The organism is Shewanella rhizosphaerae (genome assembly GCF_019457655.1).
Lineage (GTDB): Bacteria > Pseudomonadota > Gammaproteobacteria > Enterobacterales > Shewanellaceae > Shewanella > Shewanella loihica.
Genome location: NZ_CP080420.1, coordinates 3,267,385 through 3,292,892 on the forward strand (window position 1 = coordinate 3,267,385; position 25,508 = coordinate 3,292,892).

At 54.8% G+C, this 25,508-nt stretch carries 22 protein-coding genes; 8 read left to right on the top strand and 14 right to left on the bottom strand.

Going from position 1 to position 25,508, the window contains the following annotated elements; translation table 11 throughout:
- Window positions 1-211: 211 nt before the first annotated feature.
- A complete protein-coding gene (locus K0I63_RS14270) occupies window positions 212-1,219 on the top strand; it encodes an isocitrate dehydrogenase (protein ID WP_011866557.1) in 1,008 nt (335 codons plus the stop codon).
- Between the two features lie 114 nt (window positions 1,220-1,333).
- Here K0I63_RS14270 and rlmM read toward each other — a convergent pair whose 3' ends face one another.
- From rlmM to K0I63_RS14290, 4 genes are all read right to left on the bottom strand, one after another.
- Window positions 1,334-2,425, bottom strand: a complete 1,092-nt coding sequence (gene rlmM / locus K0I63_RS14275; protein WP_220043031.1) for a 23S rRNA (cytidine(2498)-2'-O)-methyltransferase RlmM — start codon at window positions 2,423-2,425, stop codon at window positions 1,334-1,336.
- Window positions 2,426-2,516: 91 nt separating this feature from the next.
- Window positions 2,517-2,906: a DUF423 domain-containing protein gene (locus tag K0I63_RS14280; RefSeq protein ID WP_041509171.1), complete on the bottom strand. Its 390-nt coding sequence runs from the start codon at window positions 2,904-2,906 to the stop codon at window positions 2,517-2,519.
- Window positions 2,899-3,621 (bottom strand): alpha/beta family hydrolase, encoded by a 723-nt coding sequence (locus K0I63_RS14285; RefSeq protein ID WP_220081466.1) that lies wholly within the window; start codon window positions 3,619-3,621, stop codon window positions 2,899-2,901. Before K0I63_RS14285 ends, K0I63_RS14280 begins: the two co-directional genes overlap by 8 nt.
- A 59-nt stretch (window positions 3,622-3,680) precedes the next feature.
- Window positions 3,681-4,592, bottom strand: a complete 912-nt coding sequence (locus K0I63_RS14290) for a transcriptional regulator GcvA (protein WP_011866561.1) — start codon at window positions 4,590-4,592, stop codon at window positions 3,681-3,683.
- A gap of 182 nt (window positions 4,593-4,774) precedes the next feature.
- Here K0I63_RS14290 and K0I63_RS14295 point away from each other — a divergent pair, with 182 nt between their 5' ends.
- The gene (locus tag K0I63_RS14295; protein WP_220081467.1) at window positions 4,775-5,005 is read left to right on the top strand and encodes a hypothetical protein; all 231 of its coding nucleotides are present in this window, start codon (window positions 4,775-4,777) and stop codon (window positions 5,003-5,005) included.
- A 325-nt stretch (window positions 5,006-5,330) separates the two neighbouring features.
- Here the strand turns inward: K0I63_RS14295 and thiI are convergent, their stop codons facing one another.
- From thiI to pomA, 3 genes are all read right to left on the bottom strand, one after another.
- Entirely contained in the window at window positions 5,331-6,788 is a 1,458-nt protein-coding gene (gene thiI / locus K0I63_RS14300; protein ID WP_011866563.1) for a tRNA uracil 4-sulfurtransferase ThiI, read from the bottom strand.
- A 266-nt stretch (window positions 6,789-7,054) separates the two neighbouring features.
- The gene (locus K0I63_RS14305; RefSeq protein ID WP_220043034.1) at window positions 7,055-7,999 is read right to left on the bottom strand and encodes a flagellar motor protein MotB; all 945 of its coding nucleotides are present in this window, start codon (window positions 7,997-7,999) and stop codon (window positions 7,055-7,057) included.
- A gap of 4 nt (window positions 8,000-8,003) precedes the next feature.
- The gene (gene pomA, locus K0I63_RS14310) at window positions 8,004-8,771 is read right to left on the bottom strand and encodes a flagellar motor protein PomA (protein WP_220043035.1); all 768 of its coding nucleotides are present in this window, start codon (window positions 8,769-8,771) and stop codon (window positions 8,004-8,006) included.
- Window positions 8,772-9,166: 395 nt separating this feature from the next.
- Here pomA and xseB point away from each other — a divergent pair, with 395 nt between their 5' ends.
- The 3 genes from xseB to dxs are packed head-to-tail and all read left to right on the top strand — an operon-like array spanning window position 9,167 to window position 12,179.
- Window positions 9,167-9,406: an exodeoxyribonuclease VII small subunit gene (gene xseB, locus K0I63_RS14315; protein ID WP_220081468.1), complete on the top strand. Its 240-nt coding sequence runs from the start codon at window positions 9,167-9,169 to the stop codon at window positions 9,404-9,406.
- Window positions 9,407-10,288 (top strand): (2E,6E)-farnesyl diphosphate synthase, encoded by an 882-nt coding sequence (gene ispA, locus K0I63_RS14320; RefSeq protein ID WP_220081469.1) that lies wholly within the window; start codon window positions 9,407-9,409, stop codon window positions 10,286-10,288.
- A 22-nt stretch (window positions 10,289-10,310) separates the two neighbouring features.
- Window positions 10,311-12,179, top strand: a complete 1,869-nt coding sequence (gene dxs, locus K0I63_RS14325) for a 1-deoxy-D-xylulose-5-phosphate synthase (protein WP_220071990.1) — start codon at window positions 10,311-10,313, stop codon at window positions 12,177-12,179.
- Window positions 12,180-12,264: 85 nt separating this feature from the next.
- Here the strand turns inward: dxs and grpE are convergent, their stop codons facing one another.
- Window positions 12,265-12,882 carry a nucleotide exchange factor GrpE gene (gene grpE, locus K0I63_RS14330; protein WP_220071991.1) on the bottom strand — a complete coding sequence of 206 codons (618 nt, stop codon included), beginning with the start codon at window positions 12,880-12,882 and terminating at the stop codon, window positions 12,265-12,267.
- 100 nt (window positions 12,883-12,982) lie between these two features.
- Here grpE and nadK point away from each other — a divergent pair, with 100 nt between their 5' ends.
- Window positions 12,983-13,861 (top strand): NAD(+) kinase, encoded by an 879-nt coding sequence (gene nadK, locus K0I63_RS14335; protein WP_011866570.1) that lies wholly within the window; start codon window positions 12,983-12,985, stop codon window positions 13,859-13,861.
- Window positions 13,862-13,906: 45 nt separating this feature from the next.
- Here the strand turns inward: nadK and K0I63_RS14340 are convergent, their stop codons facing one another.
- The 5 genes from K0I63_RS14340 to K0I63_RS14360 all read right to left on the bottom strand — a co-directional run bounded on the left by K0I63_RS14340 (window position 13,907) and on the right by K0I63_RS14360 (window position 22,295).
- A complete protein-coding gene (locus K0I63_RS14340) occupies window positions 13,907-14,971 on the bottom strand; it encodes a TonB family protein (RefSeq protein ID WP_220081470.1) in 1,065 nt (354 codons plus the stop codon).
- 229 nt (window positions 14,972-15,200) lie between these two features.
- The gene (locus K0I63_RS14345; RefSeq protein ID WP_220081471.1) at window positions 15,201-16,571 is read right to left on the bottom strand and encodes an MATE family efflux transporter; all 1,371 of its coding nucleotides are present in this window, start codon (window positions 16,569-16,571) and stop codon (window positions 15,201-15,203) included.
- Between the two features lie 97 nt (window positions 16,572-16,668).
- Window positions 16,669-17,736 carry a CobW family GTP-binding protein gene (locus K0I63_RS14350; RefSeq protein WP_220081472.1) on the bottom strand — a complete coding sequence of 356 codons (1,068 nt, stop codon included), beginning with the start codon at window positions 17,734-17,736 and terminating at the stop codon, window positions 16,669-16,671.
- An 86-nt stretch (window positions 17,737-17,822) separates the two neighbouring features.
- Window positions 17,823-19,178 (bottom strand): DEAD/DEAH box helicase, encoded by a 1,356-nt coding sequence (locus tag K0I63_RS14355; RefSeq protein ID WP_220081473.1) that lies wholly within the window; start codon window positions 19,176-19,178, stop codon window positions 17,823-17,825.
- 84 nt (window positions 19,179-19,262) lie between these two features.
- Window positions 19,263-22,295: an EAL domain-containing protein gene (locus K0I63_RS14360; RefSeq protein WP_220081474.1), complete on the bottom strand. Its 3,033-nt coding sequence runs from the start codon at window positions 22,293-22,295 to the stop codon at window positions 19,263-19,265.
- Window positions 22,296-22,622: 327 nt separating this feature from the next.
- On the opposite strand from K0I63_RS14360, the gene K0I63_RS14365 reads away from it, so the two are divergent.
- Together K0I63_RS14365 and K0I63_RS14370 are read left to right on the top strand one after the other, a co-directional pair.
- Window positions 22,623-23,432 carry a substrate-binding periplasmic protein gene (locus K0I63_RS14365; RefSeq protein WP_220081475.1) on the top strand — a complete coding sequence of 270 codons (810 nt, stop codon included), beginning with the start codon at window positions 22,623-22,625 and terminating at the stop codon, window positions 23,430-23,432.
- Between the two features lie 90 nt (window positions 23,433-23,522).
- Window positions 23,523-23,963, top strand: a complete 441-nt coding sequence (locus K0I63_RS14370; protein WP_220081476.1) for a thioesterase family protein — start codon at window positions 23,523-23,525, stop codon at window positions 23,961-23,963.
- A gap of 23 nt (window positions 23,964-23,986) precedes the next feature.
- On the opposite strand, the gene K0I63_RS14375 is transcribed toward K0I63_RS14370, so the two are convergent.
- On the bottom strand, window positions 23,987-25,483 hold the full coding sequence (locus K0I63_RS14375) for a putative bifunctional diguanylate cyclase/phosphodiesterase (RefSeq protein WP_220081477.1): 1,497 nt from the start codon (window positions 25,481-25,483) through the stop codon (window positions 23,987-23,989).
- Window positions 25,484-25,508: the final 25 nt, after the last annotated feature.

Sequence of the window (25,508 nt, forward strand, 5' to 3'; positions counted from 1 at the left end):
TAACGCTTAAGGATCAATCATCGTCATTAGCCTTTGTTATTGCAAGTTAGCCTACACAAAAAAACGTGAGATTGCTCACTATTTCCTGTGAAATTTGCGCAAAAGTAGTTAAAATAAGACCGATAAGATTCTAAAAATTCATAGTCATAACACCGTGTCTTTCGACATGGTCAGACAATAGCAGTAACGACCAACCGTGGAAGGACTCTCCATGTCAAAAAGAACTATTACCGTTATCCCGGGTGATGGGATTGGCCCAAGCATAATCGACTCAGCAATCAAGATCTTAGATAAAGCTGGATGTGATTTCGAATACGAATTTGCCGATGCTGGCCTAGCCGCACTTGAGAAGCAAGGTGAACTTCTACCTCAACGTACATTGGATATGATCGAGAAGAACCGTATCACGCTGAAAGGGCCACTAACGACCCCTGTCGGCGAAGGTTTCACCTCAATCAACGTCACTTTACGTAAAAAATTCGGCTTATATGCCAACGTACGCCCTGTATTGTCTTTTAAAGGCACTCAGGCACGTTATGACAACATCGACATCATCACGGTACGTGAAAACACCGAAGGCATGTACTCAGGCCTAGGTCAAACCGTTTCAGAAGATGGTGCGACGGCGGAAGCCACCAGTATCATTACCCGTCAGGGTGCCGAGCAGATCACTACCTTCGCCTACGAGCTAGCGCGCAAAGAGGGTCGTAAGAAGGTGACTATCGTACACAAGGCTAACATCATGAAGTCGACCTCAGGCCTGTTCCTGAAGGTAGCTCGTGAAGTGAGCCAGCGTTACCCAGACATCACCACTGAAGAGATGATTGTCGACGCGACCTGTATGAAGCTGGTGATGAACCCAGAAAACTTCGACGTGATCGTCACCACCAACCTGTTCGGCGACATCCTGTCGGATCTGTGTGCCGGTCTGGTGGGCGGCCTGGGCATGGCACCTGGCGCCAACATCGGCAAGAACGCAGCGATCTTCGAAGCGGTACACGGCAGCGCGCCAGATATCGCAGGTAAGAACCTGGCTAACCCAACTTCGGTGATCCTGGCGTCAATCCAGATGCTGGAATACCTGGGCATGTCTGACAAGGCGCAAGCCATTCGCGCGGCGGTTTCTGCCGTGATCGAAGAAGGCGATCGCACGACTCGCGACCTTGGCGGTACTCACGGTACCTCTGACTTCACTCAGGCGGTACTCGAGCGTCTGTAATAGACCAAGTAGCCGTAAGCTAAAAAACAAAAAGCCCCGCAATCGCGGGGCTTTTTATTATCCGATAATTCTTTAGTTAACCGATATTTCTTAAGTTAACCAATGATTCTGTCGTTAACCAAAGTTAAAACCGACGCTAGGTTTCAGCCAGAGATGCACTGTCACCTCGTCTCTGTCGTGGTACAGATGCTTACAGGCCAAGTGGAAGTCGTCGATACCATTTTCCCTTAGCACCTCTTGCATGGTCTCCAGGATGGTCGATACCTCTTTGTAGCGGCTCTTCATCGGCAACTTGAGATTAAATATCGCTTCCTTGAACCAGCCGTTGATCGCCCAGGCCTCCATCAGCTCCGCCACTCTTGAGGGCTTCTCAACCATGTCACACACCAGCCAGTAGATATTCTTCTTAGGTGGCTCGAAACGGAAACCGTCGGCCTGATAGTGTCTCACCTGCCCTGTGTCCATCAGGTTTTGCGCCATGGGGCCGTTGTCCACCGCCGCCACAAACATGCCCCGGCGCACCAGTTGATAGGTCCAGCCACCCGGGCAGGCGCCGAGATCCACAGAATTCATGCCGCTGCGCAGACGCTGCTCCTGCTCCGACTTAGGGATGAAGTGGATGAAGGCCTCGTCCAACTTGAGGGTCGAGCGGCTCGGCGCATCGCTGGCCATCTTGAGTCTAGGGATCCCCATGAAATAGGGAGAACTGTTATGGCTCAGCGAGTAGCCCACGTAGGCGGTACCCGGCCCGACAAAACAAACATGTATGATAGGACGCTTAGGGTTTTCCTTCTCAAGCAGGGCACCACTACGTTTCAGCGCCTGTCTCAGGGGCACGGTAAACTTACGACAGAAGGTCGACAGCTCCTTGGCCTCGTTGGTATCTGGCGTCTCGACTCTGAGCTCGCCCGCCTTATGTACCTTAGCCAGGGCATCGACGATAGGCGTGACGCGATCCCCTTCGGGCAGATCTTTGAGCAGCTCATTGGCGGCAAACATCTGACGAGTGAAGATAAGCGAGTCCAGCTCGATCTGCTCGGCCAACAGATCGGCATCTCCCGCTTGGAAGCACTGAAAAATCACGTAACCATCGTTACGATTGGTCTTTACAAAGCCGCCAACATTCAGCTCCGCGGCTCGCTGCTGGATCTCGGCGGCGCAGTCTTTCTCGTAGCCGGCACGGCAATATAAAAATAGGTTTATCATAGGAAGATCCTGAATAAAAAATGGCGACCCATATCATTGGGGCGCCATTCTACACTTTCTCGAAAATGAATACGATTATCTTAATGGCCGGTTAATCGTCCAGCTCCACCACGCGATTCCGCCACACGGCCACCGCGATGAACAACCAGCCCAGCAGGAAGCAGACGCCGCCCATAGGCGTCACAGGGCCTGTCCACTTGCTCCCCACCAACACGTAGAGGTAGAGGGAGCCGGAAAACATCACTATGCCCAACAGGAACAGGTAGCCCGCCCAATCGATCAGGCGCGACTTGAGCCAATGACCGCTAAAGGCCACGGCGATCAGGGCAAAGGTGTGATAGAACTGATACTCGACCCCTAGATTAAAGATGTCGATCATCTCTGGCGTGGTCACCTGCTTGAGTCCATGGGCGCCGAAGGCTCCCAGGGCCACGGCTAAAAAACCACTCAAGGCCGCCAGCAATAAAAACCCTTTACGCATCTAACCCCCTAATAAATTGAATACTGTGTGAGACTGCCAAATCCAGATTAGCGCTTTGGGTCGTGCCTGACGACTTTCTTGGTAAAAAACTATGATCGCCATCGGTTAACCACTGGAGTTTGGCCTTAAAAGGTGCAAGCCAAGGCTCTACCTGCCCTTTGGCGCCAAATTTATCGCGCTCCCCCTGTATCACCAAGAGCGGCGCCTGACACTCGGCGACGGGCTCGAGTCTTGGCTCGCCCCCTTTAGGCGGCACGAAGGGATAACCCAAGCAGATAACCCCATCGACCGCTTGCTCGCCAGCGAGTATCGCCGCCATGCGTCCACCCATGGACTTGCCCATCACCACCAGGCGCTTAGGCTTATAGACCTCACGCACCGTCTCTATCAGCAGGCTAAAATCTTTAATCAGCTTAGGCGCCCTATCCGGCGGCCTGCGCTTACCATCTATGGCGTTGCTGCGCATGTAGGGAAAGTTAAAACGCAGCACGGCTATTGCTTGTTTTCCATCATGCTCACCACTATTTCTAGAGCCTAGCCGTTCGGCCATCTGCGTCATGAATTCGTGTTCCATGTTGGCCCCAGCCCCATGGGCCAGCACCACTAAGGTGTCGCAGGCCAGCGCATTGTCGTCCAGCGGGCCCGAGAACAGGCACTGACTCGCGGGCAACTCGGCCGCCTCGAGCCGTTCATTCAAGCTTTGCGTAAAACTCATCTCGCCTCTTTATGTTTGGCTCCCCCCCATAAAGGGCGTAGCCAGGTAATTCAATCGGGTTAGCCCGGCAGTAGCTCGCTGCGAGACTCCTCTTCGAACATGTCCAGCATCCACTTTCTGAAGGCGACTATCTTACCTATCTCGGCGTGGTTTTGCTGACACACCAGATAATAGGCGTTCTTACTCACCAACACCTCGGGGAAGGGGCACACCAAACGCCCGGCCTTGATGTCGGGACGGGCCAGTACGCTGTAACCCAGGGCGACCCCCTGACCGTGAGCGGCGGCCTGCAATACCAAGGAGGAGTGACTGAAGATAGGACCCTGGTTCACATTAATGTCATTAATTCCACATTGTCTAAACCAAGCCTGCCAATCATGACGGCTAGAATCATGCAACAGGGTGTGATGTTTCAGGTCACTCGGCTGGGATAACGGCTTGGGGCCGCTGAGTAACATGGGCGAACAGACAGGGATCAACACCTCGTTTCTCAGCTTATCGGCACGCAGCCCTGGCCAGTTGCCCATGCCGTAATAGATGGCCACATCCACGTCGTCGGTCAGGCTGCTGGTCTCATCGTCCACAGCCTTGATCCGCACGTCGATGTCGGGATTATTCTCGCTGAAATTCGCCAATCGGGGCACCAGCCACTGGATGGCGAAACTTGGCGAAGTGCTTACCGTGAGCGAGCCTATGGCGCTTCGAGCCAGCAATCTGTCGGTGGCATCGGCCAGTTGCACAAAGATATCTTTTATGTCGAGAAAGTAGCCCTGCCCCTCTTCGGTCAGCAGCAAAGATCGGTTCTTACGACGAAAGAGCTTTAGCCCTAAATATTCTTCTAATGCCTTAATCTGATGACTTACTGCGGCCTGTGTCACAAAAAGTTCTTCCGCGGCGCGCGTAAAGCTTAAGTGACGGGCTGCAGCCTCGAAAGCCTTCACCGCATTCAATGGAGGTAAACGTCTCGACATAGTGATCCTTGTCTCACATTTTAATTAGTTTTTCTAATCCGTATTGTTACATTTTATCGTTTGTAAAGGGAAGGGGTTTTGGTTAAATTTTGCGCCAACGAAATGATTGAAGTTAGACAGCCTCTACGACGTATTTGGGGAGTGTCTGACACCCCAAGATATGCCGCCCGGAGGCGACCACTATGATTAACTTTAAAACTATATTTGCCATCGCACTGCTCTCAGCCTCAACCGCTGCCACTGCCGATGAAATCGTTATCGATACCACAGACCTGCACGCCGCCATCAGCGCACAACTGGCCGAAGGCCTAGAGCAGATGCAGCAAGATCTGAATGAAGACCTCAACGCCATTCTGGTTGCTCAGAAAGACGAGCAGGCGGACACCAGCGTCAGCGCCCAGCGCGCCGAGTAATCACCAGCCGGCAGTTAACGATAGCCAGCTGTTAACATTAGCCAGCTGCAAACACTAAGCAACAAGCCGCGTCTTATGATGCGGCTTTTTTATGTCCGCCAGCTTTAAGCCAACCAACTTAAGCAACCCCATCTCTGGCAGTAAAGGCGAGAGTGACTCGCCAGATACGTTACGTCAGAAGCTAAACAGATCCAAGGTTTTATAGATCTAAGCGTGGAAGCTCTCCATAGAAACATCCCATAAAAAAGGCCGCCCTCTGGCAGCCTTTCTCTCGAATGCTTGGCTCTCTAATGCATGGTTTTCTATAAAAGGCCGCTTAAAGCGCTTAAGCGGGACGATAGACCTTCACATTGTGATAGCCCTGCTCTTGCAGATAAAGCGCCTGTAGCTTGCTCATGACGCCTCTGTCGCAGTAGAGCAGATAGGTCTTCTCTTTATCGAGATCGGCAAACTGGGTCGCCAACTTGAAGAAAGGAATACACTTCACCTCGATGCCGTTAAGGCTAAGCGGGCTCTGCTCCTCCTCTTCTGGCGAGCGGATATCAACCACAACCTCACCACCGGATACCGCATCGACGGTTTCAGTCTCGGTGATCTTGGTATCCATGCTGACGGCGATATCGCGAATATCGATCACCTCAGCGGCTTCCACCACGCGGTCGATCAAGTCTTCGGAGAACTTCTCCTCCTCGGCGAGGATCTTACCCATCACAGCCTTCACTGTCGGCTTCTGTGAGATCACGCCGCAATATTCAGGGATCGACTTGGCAAAGTCTTCGGTGCCGATCTCGCGGCTCATGTTGATGATGTCTTGCTTATCCATCACGATCAGCGGACGCAGAATCAGCATATCTGTGCTGCGGTCGATCACATTCAGGTTAGTCAGAGTCTGGCTGGACACCTGCCCCATCGCCTCCCCCGTCACCAGCGCCTGAATGCCCATTTTCTCGGCGATACGGCTGGCGGCGCGCATCATCATGCGCTTGAGGATAACGCCCATCTGGCCGTTATCTATCTTCTCCAGGATCTCCTGCACCACAGGATCGAATGGCACAGAGATAAATTTCACCTTGTGAGACTCGCCATACTTCTGCCACAGATGATAGGCCACCTGCTTCACACCTATCTCGTGTTGGTCGCCGCCTAGGTTAAAGAAGCAGTAATGGGTACGAGAGCCGCGCTTGATAAACTGGAAGCTGGAGACGCCAGAGTCGAAACCTCCCGAGATCAGCGACAGCACATCTTCCTGAGTCGCCATAGGGAAACCGCCCAAGCCGTCGATGCGTTTCTCCACCAGATAGAGATGTTCGTTGTCTATCTCAAGGTTCACCGTCATGTCGGGGTTCTTCAACCTGACACCGGCCGCCTCGGTAAACTGGTTGAGTCCACCGCCCACGTAGCGCTCTACCTCGATAGAGTTGAACTCATGCTTACCGCTACGCTTTACCCGCACACAGAAAGTCTTACCGGCCAATTCCTCTTTGTAGAGTGCCAGCGTCTGCTGGTAGATATCGTCCACCGACTCGAAGGTGCTCTCACGCACCTGCAGCACATGGGCGATACCCGGAATACAGGCGAGACGCTCGGCATAACGCTCAATCATCTCTGGCTTGTCTTCTGGCACCCTGACCATGATCTTATCCCACTGGCGCTGTACTCTGGCCTCTTCATCGACCTTACGCAGCACGTTTCGGATATTGGTTTCAAGCATCTTGGTAAAACGCATTCTTACCGGTTTGCTTTTCATCATGATTTCAGGAAAGAGTTTTACGATAAATTTCATGGGCGTTCCGCGGGAATAATTTTAAACAGCAATCTTGCCATTATACCAAGCCCGGTGCACAAATGCCCATAAATCAGCGACTCGGCAGGGATTTTCTGCCCACATCCCCTTAATGTGCACAATATTTATTCAGAGATGGATTAATCCAGCCCTGAGCAGCCCTGAGAGAGTGGCTGAGGATAGGCTGGTAGAAATGAAAAGCGTCCACCGGTGTGGACGCCTTACTTGAGGGGGTTGCCTTGAGCTAGGACCTAGAGAGAAACAGGCTACTGCTCGACTTGAATCTCGTCTGACTCTTTCGGCTTGCCCTGCTCGATGGCAATTTCGACCCTGCGATTACGGGCGCGGTTGGCTGCCGAATCGTTTGGCACCAACGGCGCGGTGCTGGCCATGCCCACCACCTTCATCCGCTGCTGGTCGAAGCCCGGCACACGCACCAGCTCATGGGCCACAGCCACAGCGCGCTTACTGGAGAGATCCCAGTTGGAGCTGTAGAGTTCGTTGCTGATATTCATATCATCCGTGTGACCGGAGACGGTAATGATCCCCGGCACATCCTTGAGCAGCTCGCCCACTCGGCGGATCACCGGTTTAAACCTAGGCTGTAGGAAGCCAGAGCCCGATGAGAAGGCGCCCTTCTCTCGAATCCGAATGATGATCTGCTGCCCCAAGGACTCAATCTCGATCGCCCCATCGACGATCTCCTTGTTGAGCTCCTGGGCCATCTTCTTCACCTGATCGTTGATCTGATCCTGTGACGCGGCGTCTTGTTTCTCCTGCTTGGCTTGGGCCTCGGCATCCGCCTCTTCCTGAGCGGTGGATGACGCTTCGCCGCCGCGCTGCTCACCGCGCTGCTGCTGCACGCCACCGGCGCTATCGTCTTCACCTGCCTGCACCTCGATGGTGGGCTCGGTCATCTCATTGGTTTGCTGATTAATGATCTCGATGGGAGTGGGTTCTGGCTTACCGGGGCGAAACTCCAGCGCGATCACCGAGGTGCCCTTAGGAATATCTTTGACTTCAACCTTGTTCTGCACACCGAAGGCATACTTCATCGACCCGGCGATCTGCTTGAACTTCATCACATCCATCTCGGAGAAGGCGAGCAGCAGGACGAAGAAACACATCAATAGCGACATGAGGTCGGCAAAGGTTGCCAACCACATGGGCGCCCCGGCGGGCGGACAATCGCATTTGACCTTCTTAGCCATCTGGCTATTCCCCGTCCGTCGTGTCTATATTCCGCTGTTTCTCCGAGAGATAGTTCTTCAAGAAGCCCTCGATAACCCTAGGGTTTTGACCGTCTTGAATGGCGAGTACCGCATCCATGATCAGGTTACGGTTGAGCATCTCCTCGCCCATGCGCAGTGAGAGCTTATCGGCGATCGGCAAGGCGATCATGTTGGCAATTACAGCGCCATAGAGTGTAGTCAACAAGGCCACCGCCATGGCGGGGCCGATAGACTTAGGGTCATCCATGTTAGACAGCATGGCAACCAGACCGATAAGGGTACCTATCATCCCCATGGCAGGCGCCACATCACCCAGCGCCTTGAAGATGCTGATCCCCGTTTTATGGCGCTCCTCGGTAAGGGCGATATCCTTCTCCAAGGCTTCGCGCACCACCTCGCCGTCATGGCCATCCACCAGCATGTCGACCGCCTTCTGCATGAAGCTGTTGCTGATCTCCGCCTCTTCCAGGGCCAGAAAGCCCCCCTTACGGGCGGCATCGGCCATGGTGACCGACTGCTCGATCAACTCGTCCGGCTTATCTATCTTGAACATAAAGGCTTTTGCGGCGATCTTGACCGCACCGAGGAACTGTTTGAGGTTAAACTTCATCATCACCACAAACAGAGAGCCTATCATTACGATAAGCACAGAGGGCACGTCAACAAAGATGGCAATACCACCACTGCTGACCATAGCTCCGATAATAAAACCAAATGCACCAATCAGGCCTATCAGGGTCGCTAAATCCACAACTCTTCCTCATTTACAGTATCGGCCGTTGCTAATACCTTGATCTCGGGATCAAGCTCTCAGTCAACACCATAATCATCTCGAGACAGGTCTCTACTCTACTCACTCTTGCAATGAAAGGCATCTCCCAGGACCTGGACGACGACACAAAAGTCGTCAATTAGACGGGAATTCGCCTAACCGCAGACGGGAGTTTACGATATAATATCTGACAAAATTGAGTATTGTTCTAATTCAATTATCGGACAGCTTACACGCAAGTTTAGCTACAAATTCAATTTTTTATAAAAAAACCTCCTTAAAGCGTGCTATTGCACAAATATACGACAGCGCAATTTGACCCCTAGGGTCGACTGAGATACTTTGTCTGTCGCTAAATTCTTGGGAAAATCACCGTGGCCAAAAAACCTGAAAACCTGACCTTCGAAGAGTCACTCACAGAATTAGAAAACATCGTCACCAGCCTTGAGCAGGGCGATGTCTCTCTGGATGACGCCCTCAAACAATTTGAGCGCGGCATCAATCTGGTCAGAAACAGCCAAGGCAAACTCGAACAGGCCCAACAGAAAGTCTCTATCTTGACCCAGGAACACGATCAACCCAGCTTGCAACCCTATCTGCCAGAGGGCGAATAATTGCTAAATGAAGCGATAACGCGATACCAGCAGCGCGTCGACGGCCAGCTGCGCCATTTTATCAATGCACAAGACGATACCGAGCCACAACTCAAGGCCGCCATGGAACACGGCGCCCTGATTGGCGGCAAACGTATCCGCCCCTTTCTGGTCTACGCCGTGGGCGAGATGCTGGGTGTTCCACTGGAAAGGCTAGATGCCTGCGCCGCCGCCATCGAATGTATTCATGCCTACTCGCTGATCCACGACGATCTCCCGGCCATGGATGACGACGCCCTGCGCCGTGGCCAGCCGACAGTGCATATCGCCTTTAATGAGGCCACCGCCATTCTGGCTGGCGATGCGCTGCAAACCTTGGCCTTCGAGATCATCAGCCAGGAAGGCAGCGAGCTGAGCGCCAACCAACAACTGGCCATGGTACGCGCCCTCGCCAAGGCATCTGGCTACAGCGGCATGTGTGGTGGTCAGGCGATGGATCTTAACGCCACCGACAGACAGATAGATCTCGAGACCCTAAAGCGGTTACACAGATTAAAAACCGGCGCCTTGATTCGCTGTGCAGTAGAATTACCTATCATTGCTGCCAAGGTCACAGATGAGCAAGCGAGCCATCTGATAACATTTGCCAACGCCATCGGCCTCGCCTTCCAGGTACAAGACGACGTGCTGGACATCATCGCCAGTACAGAAGAGCTGGGTAAGCCCCAGGGCTCGGACTGCGAATCGAACAAGAGTACCTATCCGAAACTACTCGGTTTATCCGGGGCCCAAGCGACTGCGAAAAGTTTGATCGAAGACGCCCTATCAGCGCTGGCTAAATTACCATACAATAGCCAGTTAATTGCCGAATTCGCCCGTTTCATCATAGAGCGAAGAGTATAATAAAGAGCCAAAGAATCTCGCTATGAGTTTGGATATTACGAAATACCCTGTGCTGGCACAGGCCGACACCCCAGATGAATTAAGACAGCTTCCCCAGGGTGTGCTACCAAAACTTGCTGACGAACTCAGAAGTTATCTCCTACAGTCGGTAGGCATCTCCAGTGGCCACTTCGCTTCTGGCCTGGGCACTGTCGAGCTGACGGTAGCCCTGCACTATGTCTACAACACCCCGTTCGATCGCCTGATCTGGGACGTGGGCCACCAGGCCTATCCCCATAAGATCCTCACGGGTCGTCGAGACAAGATGCCTACGATACGCCAGAAAGGCGGCATTCACCCCTTCCCTTGGCGGGAAGAGAGCGAATATGACACCTTCAGCGTGGGTCACTCAGGCACCTCTATCAGTGCGGCGCTGGCCATGGCCGTTGCCGCCGAGAAGGAACAGGCTGGCCGTAAGGTTGTGGCCGTCATCGGCGACGGTGCCATGACGGGCGGCATGGTGTTTGAAGCCATGAACCACGCCGGCGATCTACACAACGACATGCTGGTCGTACTCAACGACAACGAGATGTCGATCTCCGAGAACGTCGGCGCGCTGAACAACCACCTGGCGCAGCTGATGTCGGGCCGTCTCTACACCACCATTCGCGAGAACAGCAAGAAGGTGCTCAAAGGCATGCCCGTCATCAAGGAGATGGCCAAGCGCACCGAGGAGCATCTCAAGGGCATGGTCGTTCCCGGCACCATGTTTGAGGAGCTGGGCTTTAACTATATCGGCCCTATCGATGGCCATGATGTCGACGCCCTGGTCGAGACTCTGCGCAACATGCGTAACCTCTCCGGCCCACAGATTCTGCACATCATGACCAAGAAGGGACGCGGCTACGAGCCGGCGGAGAAAGACCCCATCGGCTGGCACGCCGTGCCTAAGTTCGATCCATCTACCTTTGCCAAGCCAGCTGCGAAACCGGCTAACCCCACCTTTTCTCAGGTGTTTGGTCGCTGGTTGTGCGACATGGCTCAGAAGGATGACAAGGTACTGGGGATCACCCCGGCCATGCGTGAAGGCTCAGGCATGGTGGAGTTCTCCCAGCGCTTCCCGAATCAGTATTTCGATGCGGCCATCGCCGAGCAGCATGCGGTAACGCTCGCCGCAGGTTTCGCCTGTGAGGGCTACAAGCCTGTGCTGGCGATCTACTCTACCTTCCTGCAACGCGGTTATGATCAGCTGATCCACGACGTGGCGCTGCAGAAATTGCCGGTGATTTTCGCCATCGACCGCGGCGGCATCGTCGGCCCAGACGGCCCGACCCACCAGGGCGCCTTCGATCTCAGCTATATGCGTGCCATTCCTAACATGGTGATCATGGCGCCGTCGGATGAGAACGAATGTCGCCAGATGCTCTACACAGGCTACTGTTACAATGAGGGACCGACGGCGATCCGTTACCCACGTGGCAGCGCCACCGGCGAGCCTCAGGTCGAGACCATGACCGCCTATGAGATTGGCAAGGGCCTGATCAAGCGCGAAGGCAAGAAGATCGCCATCCTCAACTTCGGTACCACGCTGGCATCGGCGAGTCAGGCGGCCGAGGCGCTCGATGCCACCCTGGCAGACATGCGCTTCGTTAAGCCGCTGGATGTGGAGCTGGTGAAACAGCTGGCCGCCAGCCATGATCTGCTGGTAACAGTGGAAGAGAACGCCATCATGGGCGGTGCAGGCTCGGGCGTACTCGAACTGCTACAACAGCTTAAGCTGCCTATGCCTGTACTCAATATCGGACTGCCCGATGAGTTTATTAAGCATGGCGAGTGCGGCGAGATCCTGGCCGAGCTACAGCTGGATGGCCCGGGCATCGAAGCACAGATCCGCGCCTATCTGGCGAAATAAAATCCATTTTATGCGAACAAAAAAGGCCTCATATTGAGGCCTTTTTTATTTCTTTCTTTTACTGACTTAAATCAGCCTAAGCCAATTAAGCCTGAGTATCGACGCTGCCGCCGCCCTGAGACACCATCACCATGGCAGGACGCAACAGACGCTCGTTTAGCATATAACCTTTCTGCATCACCATCATCACGGTATTGGCCGGAAACTCCTCGCTAGGCTGCATACCGATCGCCTGGTGATGATCCGGATTAAAGGCTTCACCTTGTGGATCGACCTGGGTCAGTCCAAACTTGGCCACGGCGCTGGTGAAGGTCTTCAGGGTCAATTCAACCCCTTCGTAGATAGCCTTGGTGGCCTCATCTTCACTGCTTGTGCCTTGCAGCGCGCGCTCCATGTTATCAATAACAGGTAGCAGCTCGTTGGCAAACTTCTCCAGGGCAAACTTATGGGCCTTCTCGACGTCGATCGCCGCACGGCGACGCACGTTCTCTACCTCGGCGGCGGCGCGGATCACAGAATCTTTCTGCTCTTCCACCTTAGCTTCGGCAGCGGCCAGGGCCTGCTCCAGCTCTTCAACTCGGAAATTAGCTTGGGTAAGCTCGTCCATCAAACTGGCTGCATCTTCAACCACCTCGGTTTCAACGGCTACAGCTTCGGTTTCTTCAATCTGTGGTTCTTGGGCTTTGTTTGACTCTTTGCTCATTGTTACTCCAGCTAAAAATGCTTTGTTTCTGCATGCTCTGGGCATATTATGGGGATCAAATTTGAGGTTTCAAGCCCTAAGGCATGGATCAAACAGAAATATGAGCAAAGCGTTTCACTCAATCGGCTTAATCGGCAAACCCCATCACTCAGGGACCCATAAGACCCTCAAACGTCTGCATCATTGGCTGACCATGCAGTCCTACGATGTTTATGTCGAAGAGCGGGTGGCCGCCGAGATAGGCCCACAGGTGAAATCCGTGGATCTGCTGCAGATTGGCGAGTATTGCGATCTGGCCATAGTGGTGGGCGGTGACGGTAACATGCTCGGCGCCGCACGGGTGTTGGCCCGCTTCGATATCGGCGTGATTGGCGTTAACCGAGGCAACTTGGGCTTTCTTACCGACCTGCCCCCGGATACCTTCGAAGAGGCCCTGGGCAAGGTGCTCCAGGGCGAGTATGAGACAGAGCACAGGTTCCTGCTGGAATCTGAGGTGCACAGACACGGCGAGATGAAGTCGAGCAACACAGCGGTCAACGAGGCGGTGCTCCACCCGGGCAAGATTGCCCACATGATCGAGTTCGAGGTCTATATCGACGACAAGTTCATGTACAGCCAGCGCGCCGACGGCATGATAGTCTCCACCCCAACGGGCTCGACTGCCTACTCGCTGTCTGCCGGTGGCGCCATACTGACGCCGAATCTGGAAGCCCTGATCCTGGTGCCAATGTTTCCCCATACCCTCTCCTGCCGCCCAATCGTGGTGGATGCCTGCAGCATCATTAAGCTGGTCGTGTCACCGGACAACGGCGACGCCCTGGAGGTGAGCTGCGATGGTCACGTCACCCTACCTGTATTGCCGGGGGATGAGATCATCGTCAGGCGCAGTAAGGAGCGGCTCAGACTGATCCACCCCAAGGGTTATAACTACTTCCACGTGCTTCGAAACAAACTGGGTTGGGGCAGCAAGCTGTTTTAGGCCACAAGTATCATTAAAAAGCCCGCATCTATCGCGGGCTTTTTGTTAGTTGACCTTGTACTCGAGCTGCACGCTCACCTCGGCCGGTACGGGTTTACCATCGACAAACTTAGGGGCGTAGCGCCAGCGCTTGATGGCCTTTAGCGACTCGCGGGTAAACTGCTGCCCCCCTTCAGAGGCCAGCACCACAGGGTCACGCACAAACCCCTGCTCATCCACGGTAAAGGACATCTGGGTCCAGCCTTCCCGTCGATCTCTGGCATAGGAGATAGGGTACTTTGGCGCTTCCCGATAGAGGGGCGCCTGCTCCTGTTCGTCAGACCAGGGCTTCATGCTGCCGATCGCCACACAATGCTGAGTCGACTTGTCGCTCTCGCCTTCGGCCTCATAGATCTCCACCAGACGCGCATGGGCGGCCAGTTTGTAGGGATGGCTAAAGTCGAGCACGGAGAACTGCTTGATCACCTCTTCGAGCAGAGGGACCGCTTTGTCATACTTCTTCTCCGCCGCCTTGATCATGCCGACATAGTAGGTGGCTTTGAGCCTTGCCATAGCATCGGCCGGCATCTCTTGACGATAGATCTCATAGGCTTCCAGCGCCTCGTCACGTATCTCCCGGGTATAGAAATGGGTCGATGCCAGACCATGAAAGGTCAACATCTTCACCTCGGCCACCAGCAGCGGCTTATCGGCGTCCTCGGCGATGGCGATCGCCTGCTTGAACAGATCCACCTTCTCTCTCGAGGCGGCCATGGTCTGGGCGGCGCCAATCAAGGGGTCGACAAGCTCTATGGCATCGCGGCCAAAGTGTTTTCGGTAGACATGAATGACATTGTTGAAATGCTCGTGGGCGGCCTGGCTCTCGCCACTATCTTGCAGCGCAGTGGCCAAATTAAGCTCAAGATTGATCAGATCGATACTGTCTGATTCGAAATAGCCCTGGCCGAGTTCGTAGGCCTTAGCCGCGGTAAGCGCCACCTGGGCTTTATCTTGCCCGGCCAGCGCCTGCTGATAGGCGGCGTAGCTTTCGCTAAAGGGCGATGCGAAACTTAGGGGCGCAGCGAAGTGCGCGCACAACACCAGGGCTAGGCCTGATAATGACTTCTTCATAGTGAACAAATATCCTTATTTGTGATCCTGCAACATTCTCATGTAGAGAATGGCGTCCAGCGATTAGTTTCCTATATAAATTTAAACAGCCTTGCCGAATCTCAGCCGGGATACGCCCACCTTGGCACACCCGGAGTATCGACTCGCGGCGCGGAAACTACAATCGCCACTAGGGTAACAGGAATCCAGGCCAACTTAAATCACTGGCTAATTTAAATCCCTGACTAACTTAAAACATTGGATTAGTTAACTTCTTGGAAAGCTTAGTTAAAGTGTAAACCATCCAGATGGTCAGCAACAAGGAGCAGCTCGCCAGGGAGATCCAGACGCCTGTGACGCCGAAGAGCCAGGCGAACAGATAGAGCACCATGGCGATCAACACCAGCTTGCTACCTGTCAATATCGAGGCCTCCTTAGGACGGTTGATCGCCTGGAAGAAGGCGGCGCCCACCAGAATAAGTCCCTCGAACGGCAGTCCCCAGAAGTAGAGACGCATCCCCTCTATCGCCACGGGCGTCAGCTCAGGATTATCGCCAGCAAAGATATAAACCAGATATTCTGGCGCCCAGTAGATGAAGGCGACACCCGCCAGCGCGGTCACCAGAGTCATGATGATGACCAGCCTTAGGGTCTCGAACACCCTGTCGAAACGCTTTGCCCCGGTGTTGAAGCTAAACAGGGGCTGGGTACCAAAAGCTATCCCCTCGAAGATCAGGTAGAACAGCGCCTCGGCGTAGCTCACCACCCCATAGGCCGCCACATGAATGGGGCTGCCAACCCAGAGAAACGCCATGTTATGCAGGGTCAGGACTATGGAGAGGTAGAGGTTCATCAAGAAGCTTGGCACGCCGACCCTGAGGATGTTGCTGCAATGGTCCAGGTTCAGACGCATCTGCTGCCAGTTTATCCCCAATCGCGTGCGCTTGGTGAAGAAATGCTGCAGGCAGGCGAGCGCGGTGAAGGCCTGACAGATCATGGTGGCGATGGCGGCGCCCGCTAGGCCATAGGGAAACACGACGATCAGCAGCCAATCCAATAACACGTTCAAGCAGCCAGAGAGGATAAGCACCAGGGTGACGAAGCCGGGGTGGCCATCGTTGCGCAGCAAGGCGGTAAAGGCGATGGCGAGCACGGGAAAGACCCCGAGGGCAAAATACCAAAACAGATACTGCTCGGCGCTGGTCAGCACCTCCCCTTCGGCCCCCAGCCAGATGAGTATGGTCTGGCTCCAATGGGTACCCAGCAGGGCCAGTCCGGTGCCCGCCAGCAGACAGAGGGTGAAAGCGTTACCCAGCAAGTGCCGCGCCCGGGCGACATCTTTTAGCCCCAGATTTATCGACACAAGAGAGGCGGCGCCCATACCTATCAAGGCGCCGACGGCGTAGAGTATTGCCCCCACGGGATAGGCCAGCATCATGCCCGCCAGCCCCACCTCACCAAGATAGTGGCCGACAAACATGCCGTCGATGGCCACATAGACGCCGGTCACCACCATAGAGAGTATGGTGGGAATGGCATAGCGCCACACCAGCTTAGGGATGGGGGCTGTGGCTAAATCTGAGTGCTCATCACTCTGGTGCGCGGCATGATGCTCGGTCATGATTTTCGGAAAAGCTTCTCTATCATGGTTGTTGATAATTTGTTGATTCTACACACAAACGGCTATTGGAGAGCGAAGATATCAGATAGCGAGACGTTTAGATAGGCAGGCGTTTAGTTAGACTGAGCAGCGCCTGCTCTATCTCGGCCTGAGACAACGGCTTATCGGCTATCATCTCCAGGCGTGAATCCAGGCTATCATCCAGCTCCATCACGCCTAGTTGACCGTCCACATAGTTAAAGGCCGCTATCCCTTCATCTGTTATCATCACCGCCTTGAGGCGCAGACAATCTTGTGCCTTTACCCAGGCCACCAGGGCTTCGAAGTCAAACTCATAGCGACAGTCGAACACCCAGCCCAGGGTATAACGGCCCTCATGCCGATTGCTGGCGCGGTAGATCCCCTGCTCATCAATCGATAGTTTACGCGCATCATCCGCCTCATCGAAGGGCATCGCGGGCCGGCTGCCTAATAGCGAGGAGCCAGAGTCAAACGTCGAGGTTGCAGGCTTACTAATGCGCCAGGCGGTAGGGCGCGCAAAATAGTGCTTCTCAAGATATTGATACAGACTGGTTTCTTTTTCCGAGAGTAGCTGCGCCACCTGCACCGGCAACACCTCGGCCGTGATGGATTGCTGCTTCAAATAGGCCTCTAGCTGCTGCAAGTCAGCCGAGCTTGCCAGATCCATCTTGTTCGCCAGGATAAGGTCGGCGATGCGCAACTGGTCGGTAAACAGCGAGCTCTCGAGGTAACGCGGGTCCTTGAGTTTTCTGGGATCCACCAGACAGAGGCTGGCACGCATCGACAGCACCTGCTTGAAATGCCCCTGGCTCAGGGTCTCGACGATAGCCTTGGGATGGCCCAGCCCAGTGGGCTCGATAAACAGACGATCTGGCCTCGCCTTGGCGATAAGCTGATTGACTGCCACCTGAGTCGGCACCCCGGCGGCGCAGCAGAGACAACCACCCGCCACCTCCTTGATGGCGACATCACCGCCCTCACCCTTGAGCAGCTCACCGTCTATGCCAATCTCGCCAAATTCGTTTACTAGCACGGCCCAAGTCTCATCGGCTGGCTTATGGGCGAGCAAATATTGGATAAAACTGGTTTTTCCCACACCGAGAAAACCTGTCACGACATGGGTAGGGATGGGCTTGAGGATCATTGGCGGCTCCGCACTGAAAAATCGCCCCCCAGTGTAGAGGGCGGACCTGAGATTGCAATCCTTTTCAGCAGCCCTCGCTTAACCTGCTAGCGCTTTCCCCTGAAGCCCTTATCACTCGATGGGCGTCTCGCCTTACCACTACCAGCCTTATCGCTACTAGCCTTGTCGCTACTAGCCTTGCGCTGGGGCGCCTTAGTGCGACTCTGGCCTCTTCTGTTATCCTGGTCGCCAAACTTCTGCCCCTTGCCCCGCTTAGGCTGAGCCGCCTTAGAGGTCACTCTGATGTCGAGCTCGCGATACCTGGCCGGTAGTGGTGCCCCCAGCTCATATCCGGGCTGCACCTCACGTGGCAAGGTCTTGCCGATAAGAGCCTCGATCGCGCCAAGTGCCGTTTCATCCTGCTTGGCGACGAAGGAGATGCTGACACCGCTAAGACCGGCGCGGCCGGTACGACCGATACGGTGCACATAGTCCTGAGGCTCATCGGGCAACTCTAGGTTGATCACTAAGGGCAGCGCTGTAATATCCAGGCCGCGGGCGGCCACGTCGGTCGCCACCAGCACCCTCAGCTCGCCGGCCTTAAACTGCTCCAGCGCCCGGTTGCGCGCGCCCTGGGTCTTATCCCCGTGAAACACCGCATTCTTGATGCCATCGAGCTTTAACTCGCGGTGCAGGCGCTCGGCGCTCTCCTTGGTGTTGACGAACACCAGCACCTGTTGCCAGTTGTTGCGGCCGATAAGCTCGGCCAGCAGCTCCGCTTTACGCCTTGCATCTAGGGGATAGATCTTCTGCTCGATCTGCGGACCGCTACTAGCGCTGGTCACATTGATCCACTCAGGGGTATCCAGCATCTTAGTGGCCAATGCCTTCACCTCTGGGGTGAAGGTGGCCGAGAACAACATGGTCGAGTGAGACGGGCACAAGAGCCGCTTGGTGCGCTCGATATCTCTCACGAACCCCATGTCGAGCATGCGATCCGCCTCATCGACAATGAGCTGATCAACCGTCTCCAGGCTCAAATCATGTTGGCCTAAGAGATCGAATAGCCTCCCCGGCGTGGCCACCAGAATATCGATCCCTCTCGCCAAGGCCTTGCGTTGGGGGTTGATGTTGGCACCGCCATAGACGGCCAGAGTGGTCAGCTCGGTGAACTGGCTGTAGCGACTGATGCTGTCTGCCACCTGGATCGCCAGCTCTCTCGTTGGAGTCAGGATCAGGGCGCTGAGTTGCCCATTCTCTCTTGGCTGATTGAGCAGGCGCTGCAACAACACAAAGCTAAAGGCCGCCGTCTTACCGGTTCCTGTCTGGGCACAGGCCATCAGATCCCGCCCGGCTAGGGCCGTGGGGATCACCTTGGCCTGAACCTGAGTTAGGCTCTCATAGCCGCAGGCCTTAGCCGCCTGGGCCAGTAAGGGGTCTAACGGGAGGGCATCGAAATTCATGGGCAACCTGCGAGCTGACAAAAAGTGAGCGCGGAGTCTAGCAAAAAGCGCCCCATAAAGGTAATGCTATCTTCACTGCACAGGCTAGCGCGCCTCGGGGTTAACATAGAGGCGCTCAAACTCCGGCAGGGAGACAGGCTTGGAGTAGAGATAGCCCTGGGCAAAATCACATCCCGCGCTAGCCAGGATATCGTGCTGGAACTGGGTCTCCACCCCTTCTGCGATCACCTTGATCCCCAGCTTATGGGCCATCACTATGATCGCCTCACACAGGGCCACGCCGTCGCTGTCGGATTCCAGGTTACGGGTAAAGGACTGATCGATCTTGAGATAATCTATGTCGAACTTCTTCAGATAGGCCAGCGACGAATAGCCGGTGCCGAAATCATCCAGAGACACCTGAATACCGGCGTCACGATAGGCCAGCAGCTTGTCGGTCACTCCCATGGAGGCGTCCAGCAGCAGGCCTTCGGTGATCTCGACGCAGATGGCGTTGCTGGATAGCTCCAAGTGACGCAGCAGCGCCAGCCAGTCGCTGAAGGTATCGCCCTCGTCCCTGAACTGAATCGGCGACTTGTTGATGCTGATCTGGATCTCGACGCCATGCTGAGTCCGCCAGCGGGCACTCTGTTGGGCGGCCTTCTCAAATACCCAGTTGCCTATCTCGTTGATAAGCCCAGTCTCTTCCGCCACAGGAATAAACTCACCCGGCGAGACCAGCCCCCGTTGGGGATGCACCCAGCGGATCAGCGCCTCCGCCTTGTAGACCCCCTGTTTGTTCATGTCGACGATAGGCTGGTAGAAGAGCTCGAACTCCTTGCGATTGATGGCGTTTCGCAGGTCTTTGATCAGCGCCATACGATAGCGGGCATACTCCTGCATCGAGGGGGTAAAGTAATGGAAACGGTTGCGCCCCTGCTCCTTGGCGGCGTACATCGCCTGATCAGCATGCTTCAGCAGCCCCTCGATACTGGTGGCATCGTCGGGATAGATGGTGATACCGATACTGGCGCTGATGTAGGCGGTCTCATCCCCCAGGCTGTAGGGTTCGGCGATGCGCTCTAGTATGCTCTGGGCCACCCGCTCGACGCCGCTGGGGGAGTCGATCCCCGAGAGCACCACGGTAAATTCATCGCCCCCCAGGCGCGCCACCACATCCGACTCACGGATGCAGCCCTTGAGCCGCTTGGCGGTCTCCTGCAACAAGAGATCTCCCATATCATGGCCCAGGGTATCGTTGACCTCCTTGAAGAAGTCCAGATCCAGGAACATCAGGGCAAAGTGGCTATGATTACGATCGATACGCAATATCTCGGTATTGAGGTACTCCAGCAACATGCGGCGATTGGGCAAGCCGGTCAGGGGGTCATAGTTGGCCTGTTTCCAGATGATATGCTCTGCCTCTTTCTTCTCGGTGATGTCGGAGAAGAGCGCCACCCTGCGATACACCTGGCCGTGCTGGTCGAAGATGGTATTGATGGTCAACCAGACCATATACTCCTCGCCACTCTTGTTCTTGATCCACAGCTCCCCCTGCCAATAGCCGGTATCGCGAATGGCGTTGTTCATCTCATCGTATTGGCTTCTCGGGGTGCGGGAACTCTGCAATATACGGATGTTGTGCGTCAGCGCCTCCTCCTGGCTGTACCCCGTAATCGCGGTAAAGGCGGCATTGATGGTGATGATCCGCCCCTTGTGATCCTGTACGCTCATGGCTTCGCTGGAGTTGTTATACACAGAGGCCGCCAGCTCCAGCGACTCCTGCACCTTCTTCTGCTCGGTAATGTCCGAGTGCACACCGCACATGCGGGTCGGCAGGCCATTACGGTCGCGGCTCACCACCTTACCGGTGTCCAAGATCCAGTGCTCTTCGCCGCTGAGGCTAATCAGCCGGTATTCGATGTAATGTTTCTGAGTCTCCCCCTTAAGGTGACGGTCGATGGAGTTCAGCACCGCCATCCTGTCCTGGGGATGGATGGCGTCGATCCAGATACGGCTGTCGCGATTGAGCTTCTCGAGGTCGCAGCCCAGCACCTTGGCACACCAGGGATTACGCTTGGTCTCGTTACTCTTGATATCCCAGTCCCACATGCCAAGATCGCTGCTCTCCAGCACCAAGGCCAACCTCTCCTGACTGGTGCGCATCGCCATATCCGCCCGCTTATGCTCTGTGATATCGATAAGGCCGGCGATCACCATATCCACCATGTTATGGTTGCGGCGACAGGCCACCGTCAGGTGGGTATAGACGATCTCCCCATCCTTGGCAACGAAGCGCTTGTCCATCTCGTAGGCATCTATCTCCCCCTTTAACATGCGCTGGAACTGGGTCATATCCGCCTTAAGATCTTCGAAATAGGTCAGCTCGGTCCAGGTGCGGTTGAGCAGCTCCGTCTCAGAATATTTGAGCATCTTACACAGGCGAGGATTGACCTTGATCCAATGCTGATCGACCGAGGTGATGGCGATCCCCATGTTGCCGACGTTAAATTGCGAGCGAAAAATAAAGTCATCCTGTAGCTGGATCTTGGCGTCCCGCTCAACCTCCAGCCGCCTGGCCAGCAACATGCCCAGCAGGGCCGTCACTATGGGAAAAATCAACATCACAGGCAAAGCGATCTGCACCAGGAGATCGACAAACATGGAAAAGGGCAGAATAAACAGCAGCGACAGGGTCGAGAAATGCAGCAGGAAACCAAACAGATACAACTCGATAAAGCTGAGATCGGCGATGGTGGTCTTGCGATAGTAGCGCCACAGACTACCAAACAGGGCGGAGACCAGAATCACTGTCACCCCGACCAGCATGCCATCGCCCCCCTGGAACAGGCGATAGGCACAGGCAACAGAAGCGGCGACGAAGGTAGGCAGGCCGCCGAAGAAGAGCCCACTGATAGCCAACACCACAGAGCGGGTATCGATAAAGACCCCGGGCTGATATTCCCAGGAGGTCATCATGGTCAGCACGGTCACGCCACCTATCACCGCCCCCATGATGAGGCGCCACAACAGAAAATACTCGCTACGGTGGTGCCGTGGCACCGCATCGTAGATAAATACCATGATCAACAAGAGCGCGGCATTTTGAGAGAGCGAAAATAATGTATCTTGATTCATACAAGGCTTAAATTTTCTCGAGGCTAAGTTTTTTATTATCAATCTGATAACATCAATCAGAGTGTAGCAGAAGCCCCGAAAAAAATACCCACTAAATCATAATAAGCTAATGATTTTGAACGCCTCTCCCTCAATCCCGCTAACCCCTTGCCCAGCCACACAAATCACCGCGGCAGCGGCGAATGACAGCCTAAATCGCCTAAGCTCCACACAGATGTAGCTCGAATGCTACAAAAAACACCCTGCCAGCCGCAGCAATGCAGTTGATCTCCCTCGAAAACCCCTTATCATGGGCAACATAAGGACGCGACCGCTGCAAGGAATCTGATGTTGCACCCCAGCTTATCTCGGCAAATCAATCACCTTATCTCTGGCCTGACACTCATGCTGGCGCTTTTTAGCCTGTCCGCCACCGCCCAAGAGCTGAATATAGCCTCGGCCGACAGCCCGTCGGCGCCGCTCAAGGTCAAACTAGCCGCCGAAGATAACTGGGCGCCTTTTGCCGATCCCTATGGTAAGGGGCTCTCCCATCGTCTAGTCAAACAGGCGTTTTCCCGGGTCAATGTCGATGTCGACAGTCTGGTGGTCTCCTATGCCCGTGGCGTGGTGATGACCAAGCAAGGCATAGTAGATGGTGTCTTTAATCTGCACAAAGAGCGCAAGACCCAGGAGGAGTTTGTCTTCGGCCAAATCCCCCTGTTCACCACCTCAGCCTCCTTCTACCAGAACAATGCCCATCCGCTGCAGGCAGAGGACAAATGGCACCTGCCCCAGGGGTTACTTGTCGGCATCATCAAGGGCTATGAATATGGCGATGAGTTGTCACAGCTCAAACAGCTCAGATTAGTCGAGGTGGACAATCACAATCAGCTGATCAACCTGCTGCTGCTCAACCGCATCGATGCCGCCATCATGTACGACGAGGTGGCCAATCAGTATCTTGGTCAGATGGGGGTCGGCAAGGTGATTAGCCGCAGCGTGCACAATCATACCGGCGACCTCTATGTGGCCTTCTCCAAACAGCGTCCCAATGCCCAACTGTTTGCCGACAAGCTAGATCTCGGCCTCAAGGCCCTCAAGCAAGACGGCAGCTATCAGAGCATAATGAACAGCCTACAGGCGATCGCCAGCAAATAGCGCGTTAACACACCACTCGCCAACAAGTCGTGCCACGGCAAACCAAGAGTATGCTATGCTGGCGCCTCTCTTATTTAGCCCAGACTCCAGATGAAGCCAGACGATAAGTTCAGCCCTACCTTTCATTTTCCGGTGCAGATCTACTACGAAGATACCGACTTTTCCGGCGTGGTGTACCATCCTAACTTCTTGAAATATTTCGAGCGTGCCCGTGAGCATGTGATCGGCGCCGAGCGACTGGCAACCCTCTGGCAACAGCACGGCCTGGGTTTTGCCGTCTATCGCAGCGACATGCTCTGCCATGAAGGGGTTGAATTTGCCGACGTGGTGGATGTACGTACCCGCTTCTATTTCGAGAGCAAGTATCGCACCGTATGGCAGCAGGAGATCTGGCGTCCCAAGGGCACCAAGGCGGCGGTGACCGCCCATATCGAGATGGTATGCATGAACAAGGCGAGGCAGCTCTGCCCCATGACGCCGCCCCTCATCGAGGAGCTCGGCCGTCACTTCGACCAAGCCATCAGCCTGTAATAAAGCCTTTTAGCTCTTAAATCCTAAACGAGCGGCCGATTTAACTTGCGCCAGTGCATCTCAAGCTCTGGCGCCCGCATCGGTTTGGCGTAAATATCCCCCTGCACCTTATCGACCCCCATCTGCTGAAGAAGCTTAAATACCGGCATCTGCTCGACACCCTCGACGGTCACCGAAAAGTCCAGCCCCTTGGCCAGGTCGACGGCGCTGCGAACGATATGCTGCGCCCGCGGGTCCGACTCCAGCCCGGTCAGGAAGGCCCTGTCTATCTTAACTTCGTCCACCGGCAGGTGTTTGAGGTAGGCCAGCGAGGAGTGGCCGGTACCAAAATCGTCTATGGCCACCTTGACGCCGGCGCGCTTGAGGCGATTGAGCACGGCCACGGTACGCACCATGTCTGTCATCAGCTGGCTCTCGGTGATCTCGATAGAGAGCACCTGAGCACTGAGGCCATGTTGCTTCAGGCGGGTGATGATCCGCTCGCTCAGCTGCTTCTCGCTCAGATCGTCAATCGCCAGGTTGATCGCCAGCTGCAGGCGAATATCACTCTCCTGCCAACGCACCTGCTGCAACAACACCTGATCGATCACCCACTGGCTGAGCAGGCTGATCATCCCGGCGCACTCTAAAAGCGGGATAAACTCACCCGGCGAGACAGGCCCAAGCACAGAGCTGTCCCAGCGGATCAGGGCCTCGGCGTGGGTGCAGTTGCCTGTGGCAAGGTTATATTTGGGCTGAAACACCAGATAGAGCTCGTTTTGCTCCAGCGCCTTGGGGAAACAGCTGACTATGGTCAACTGCCTGTGCTGACTGCGATCGTCCCCTTCCTGATAGGCGGCGATATAGTTACTGGCCGACTTGGCCCGCACCAATGCCAGATCCAGTCGGCGCAGCATCTGGCTAACATCGGCGTGGTGCAATGACAGCTCAAGATAGCCAAGTTGCAACTGCAAATTGATCACGGTTCCCTTGATGCTGATGGGCTGCGCCAGTCCCTGCTGAAACACCATAAGCTCCGCCTCGCTCATGGGGGTATGAAAGTAGATCAGAAACTCATCTTCATTCATCCGCGCCAGCATGTCCTTATCGCCGATGCGCCGCTCCAGGCGCTCCGCCAATGCCTGCAGCAGCTTATCCCCCAGGGAGAAGCCAAAGAGATCATTCACATAGCGAAAGCGGTGGATATCGATAAGCACAAACATCCCATGGGTGAGAGGCATCTTGCGGGTCAACTTGGCCTTGAGACCGACGCGATTGAGCAGTCCGGTCAGCTTATCGCGACCCTTGGGGGGCGGTAGCTGTTTCAGCAGGTGTTGCAGCTGCACATAGAGGGGAATAAAACGGTAGGGAATGGTGGCAATATTCAGGGGCTGGCGCACCTTATGTTGCTGACTTAACTGGGTCACCAGACGCTTAAGAAACTTAAGCTCAGTGCGCCTATGCCAGTACCAGTAGATGATACCAGCGATGCCGATTGCTATCAGATAGACTATTAACCAAATCAGCTCAGTTGCCGTCACACAATCCCTAATATTTTGATAAATA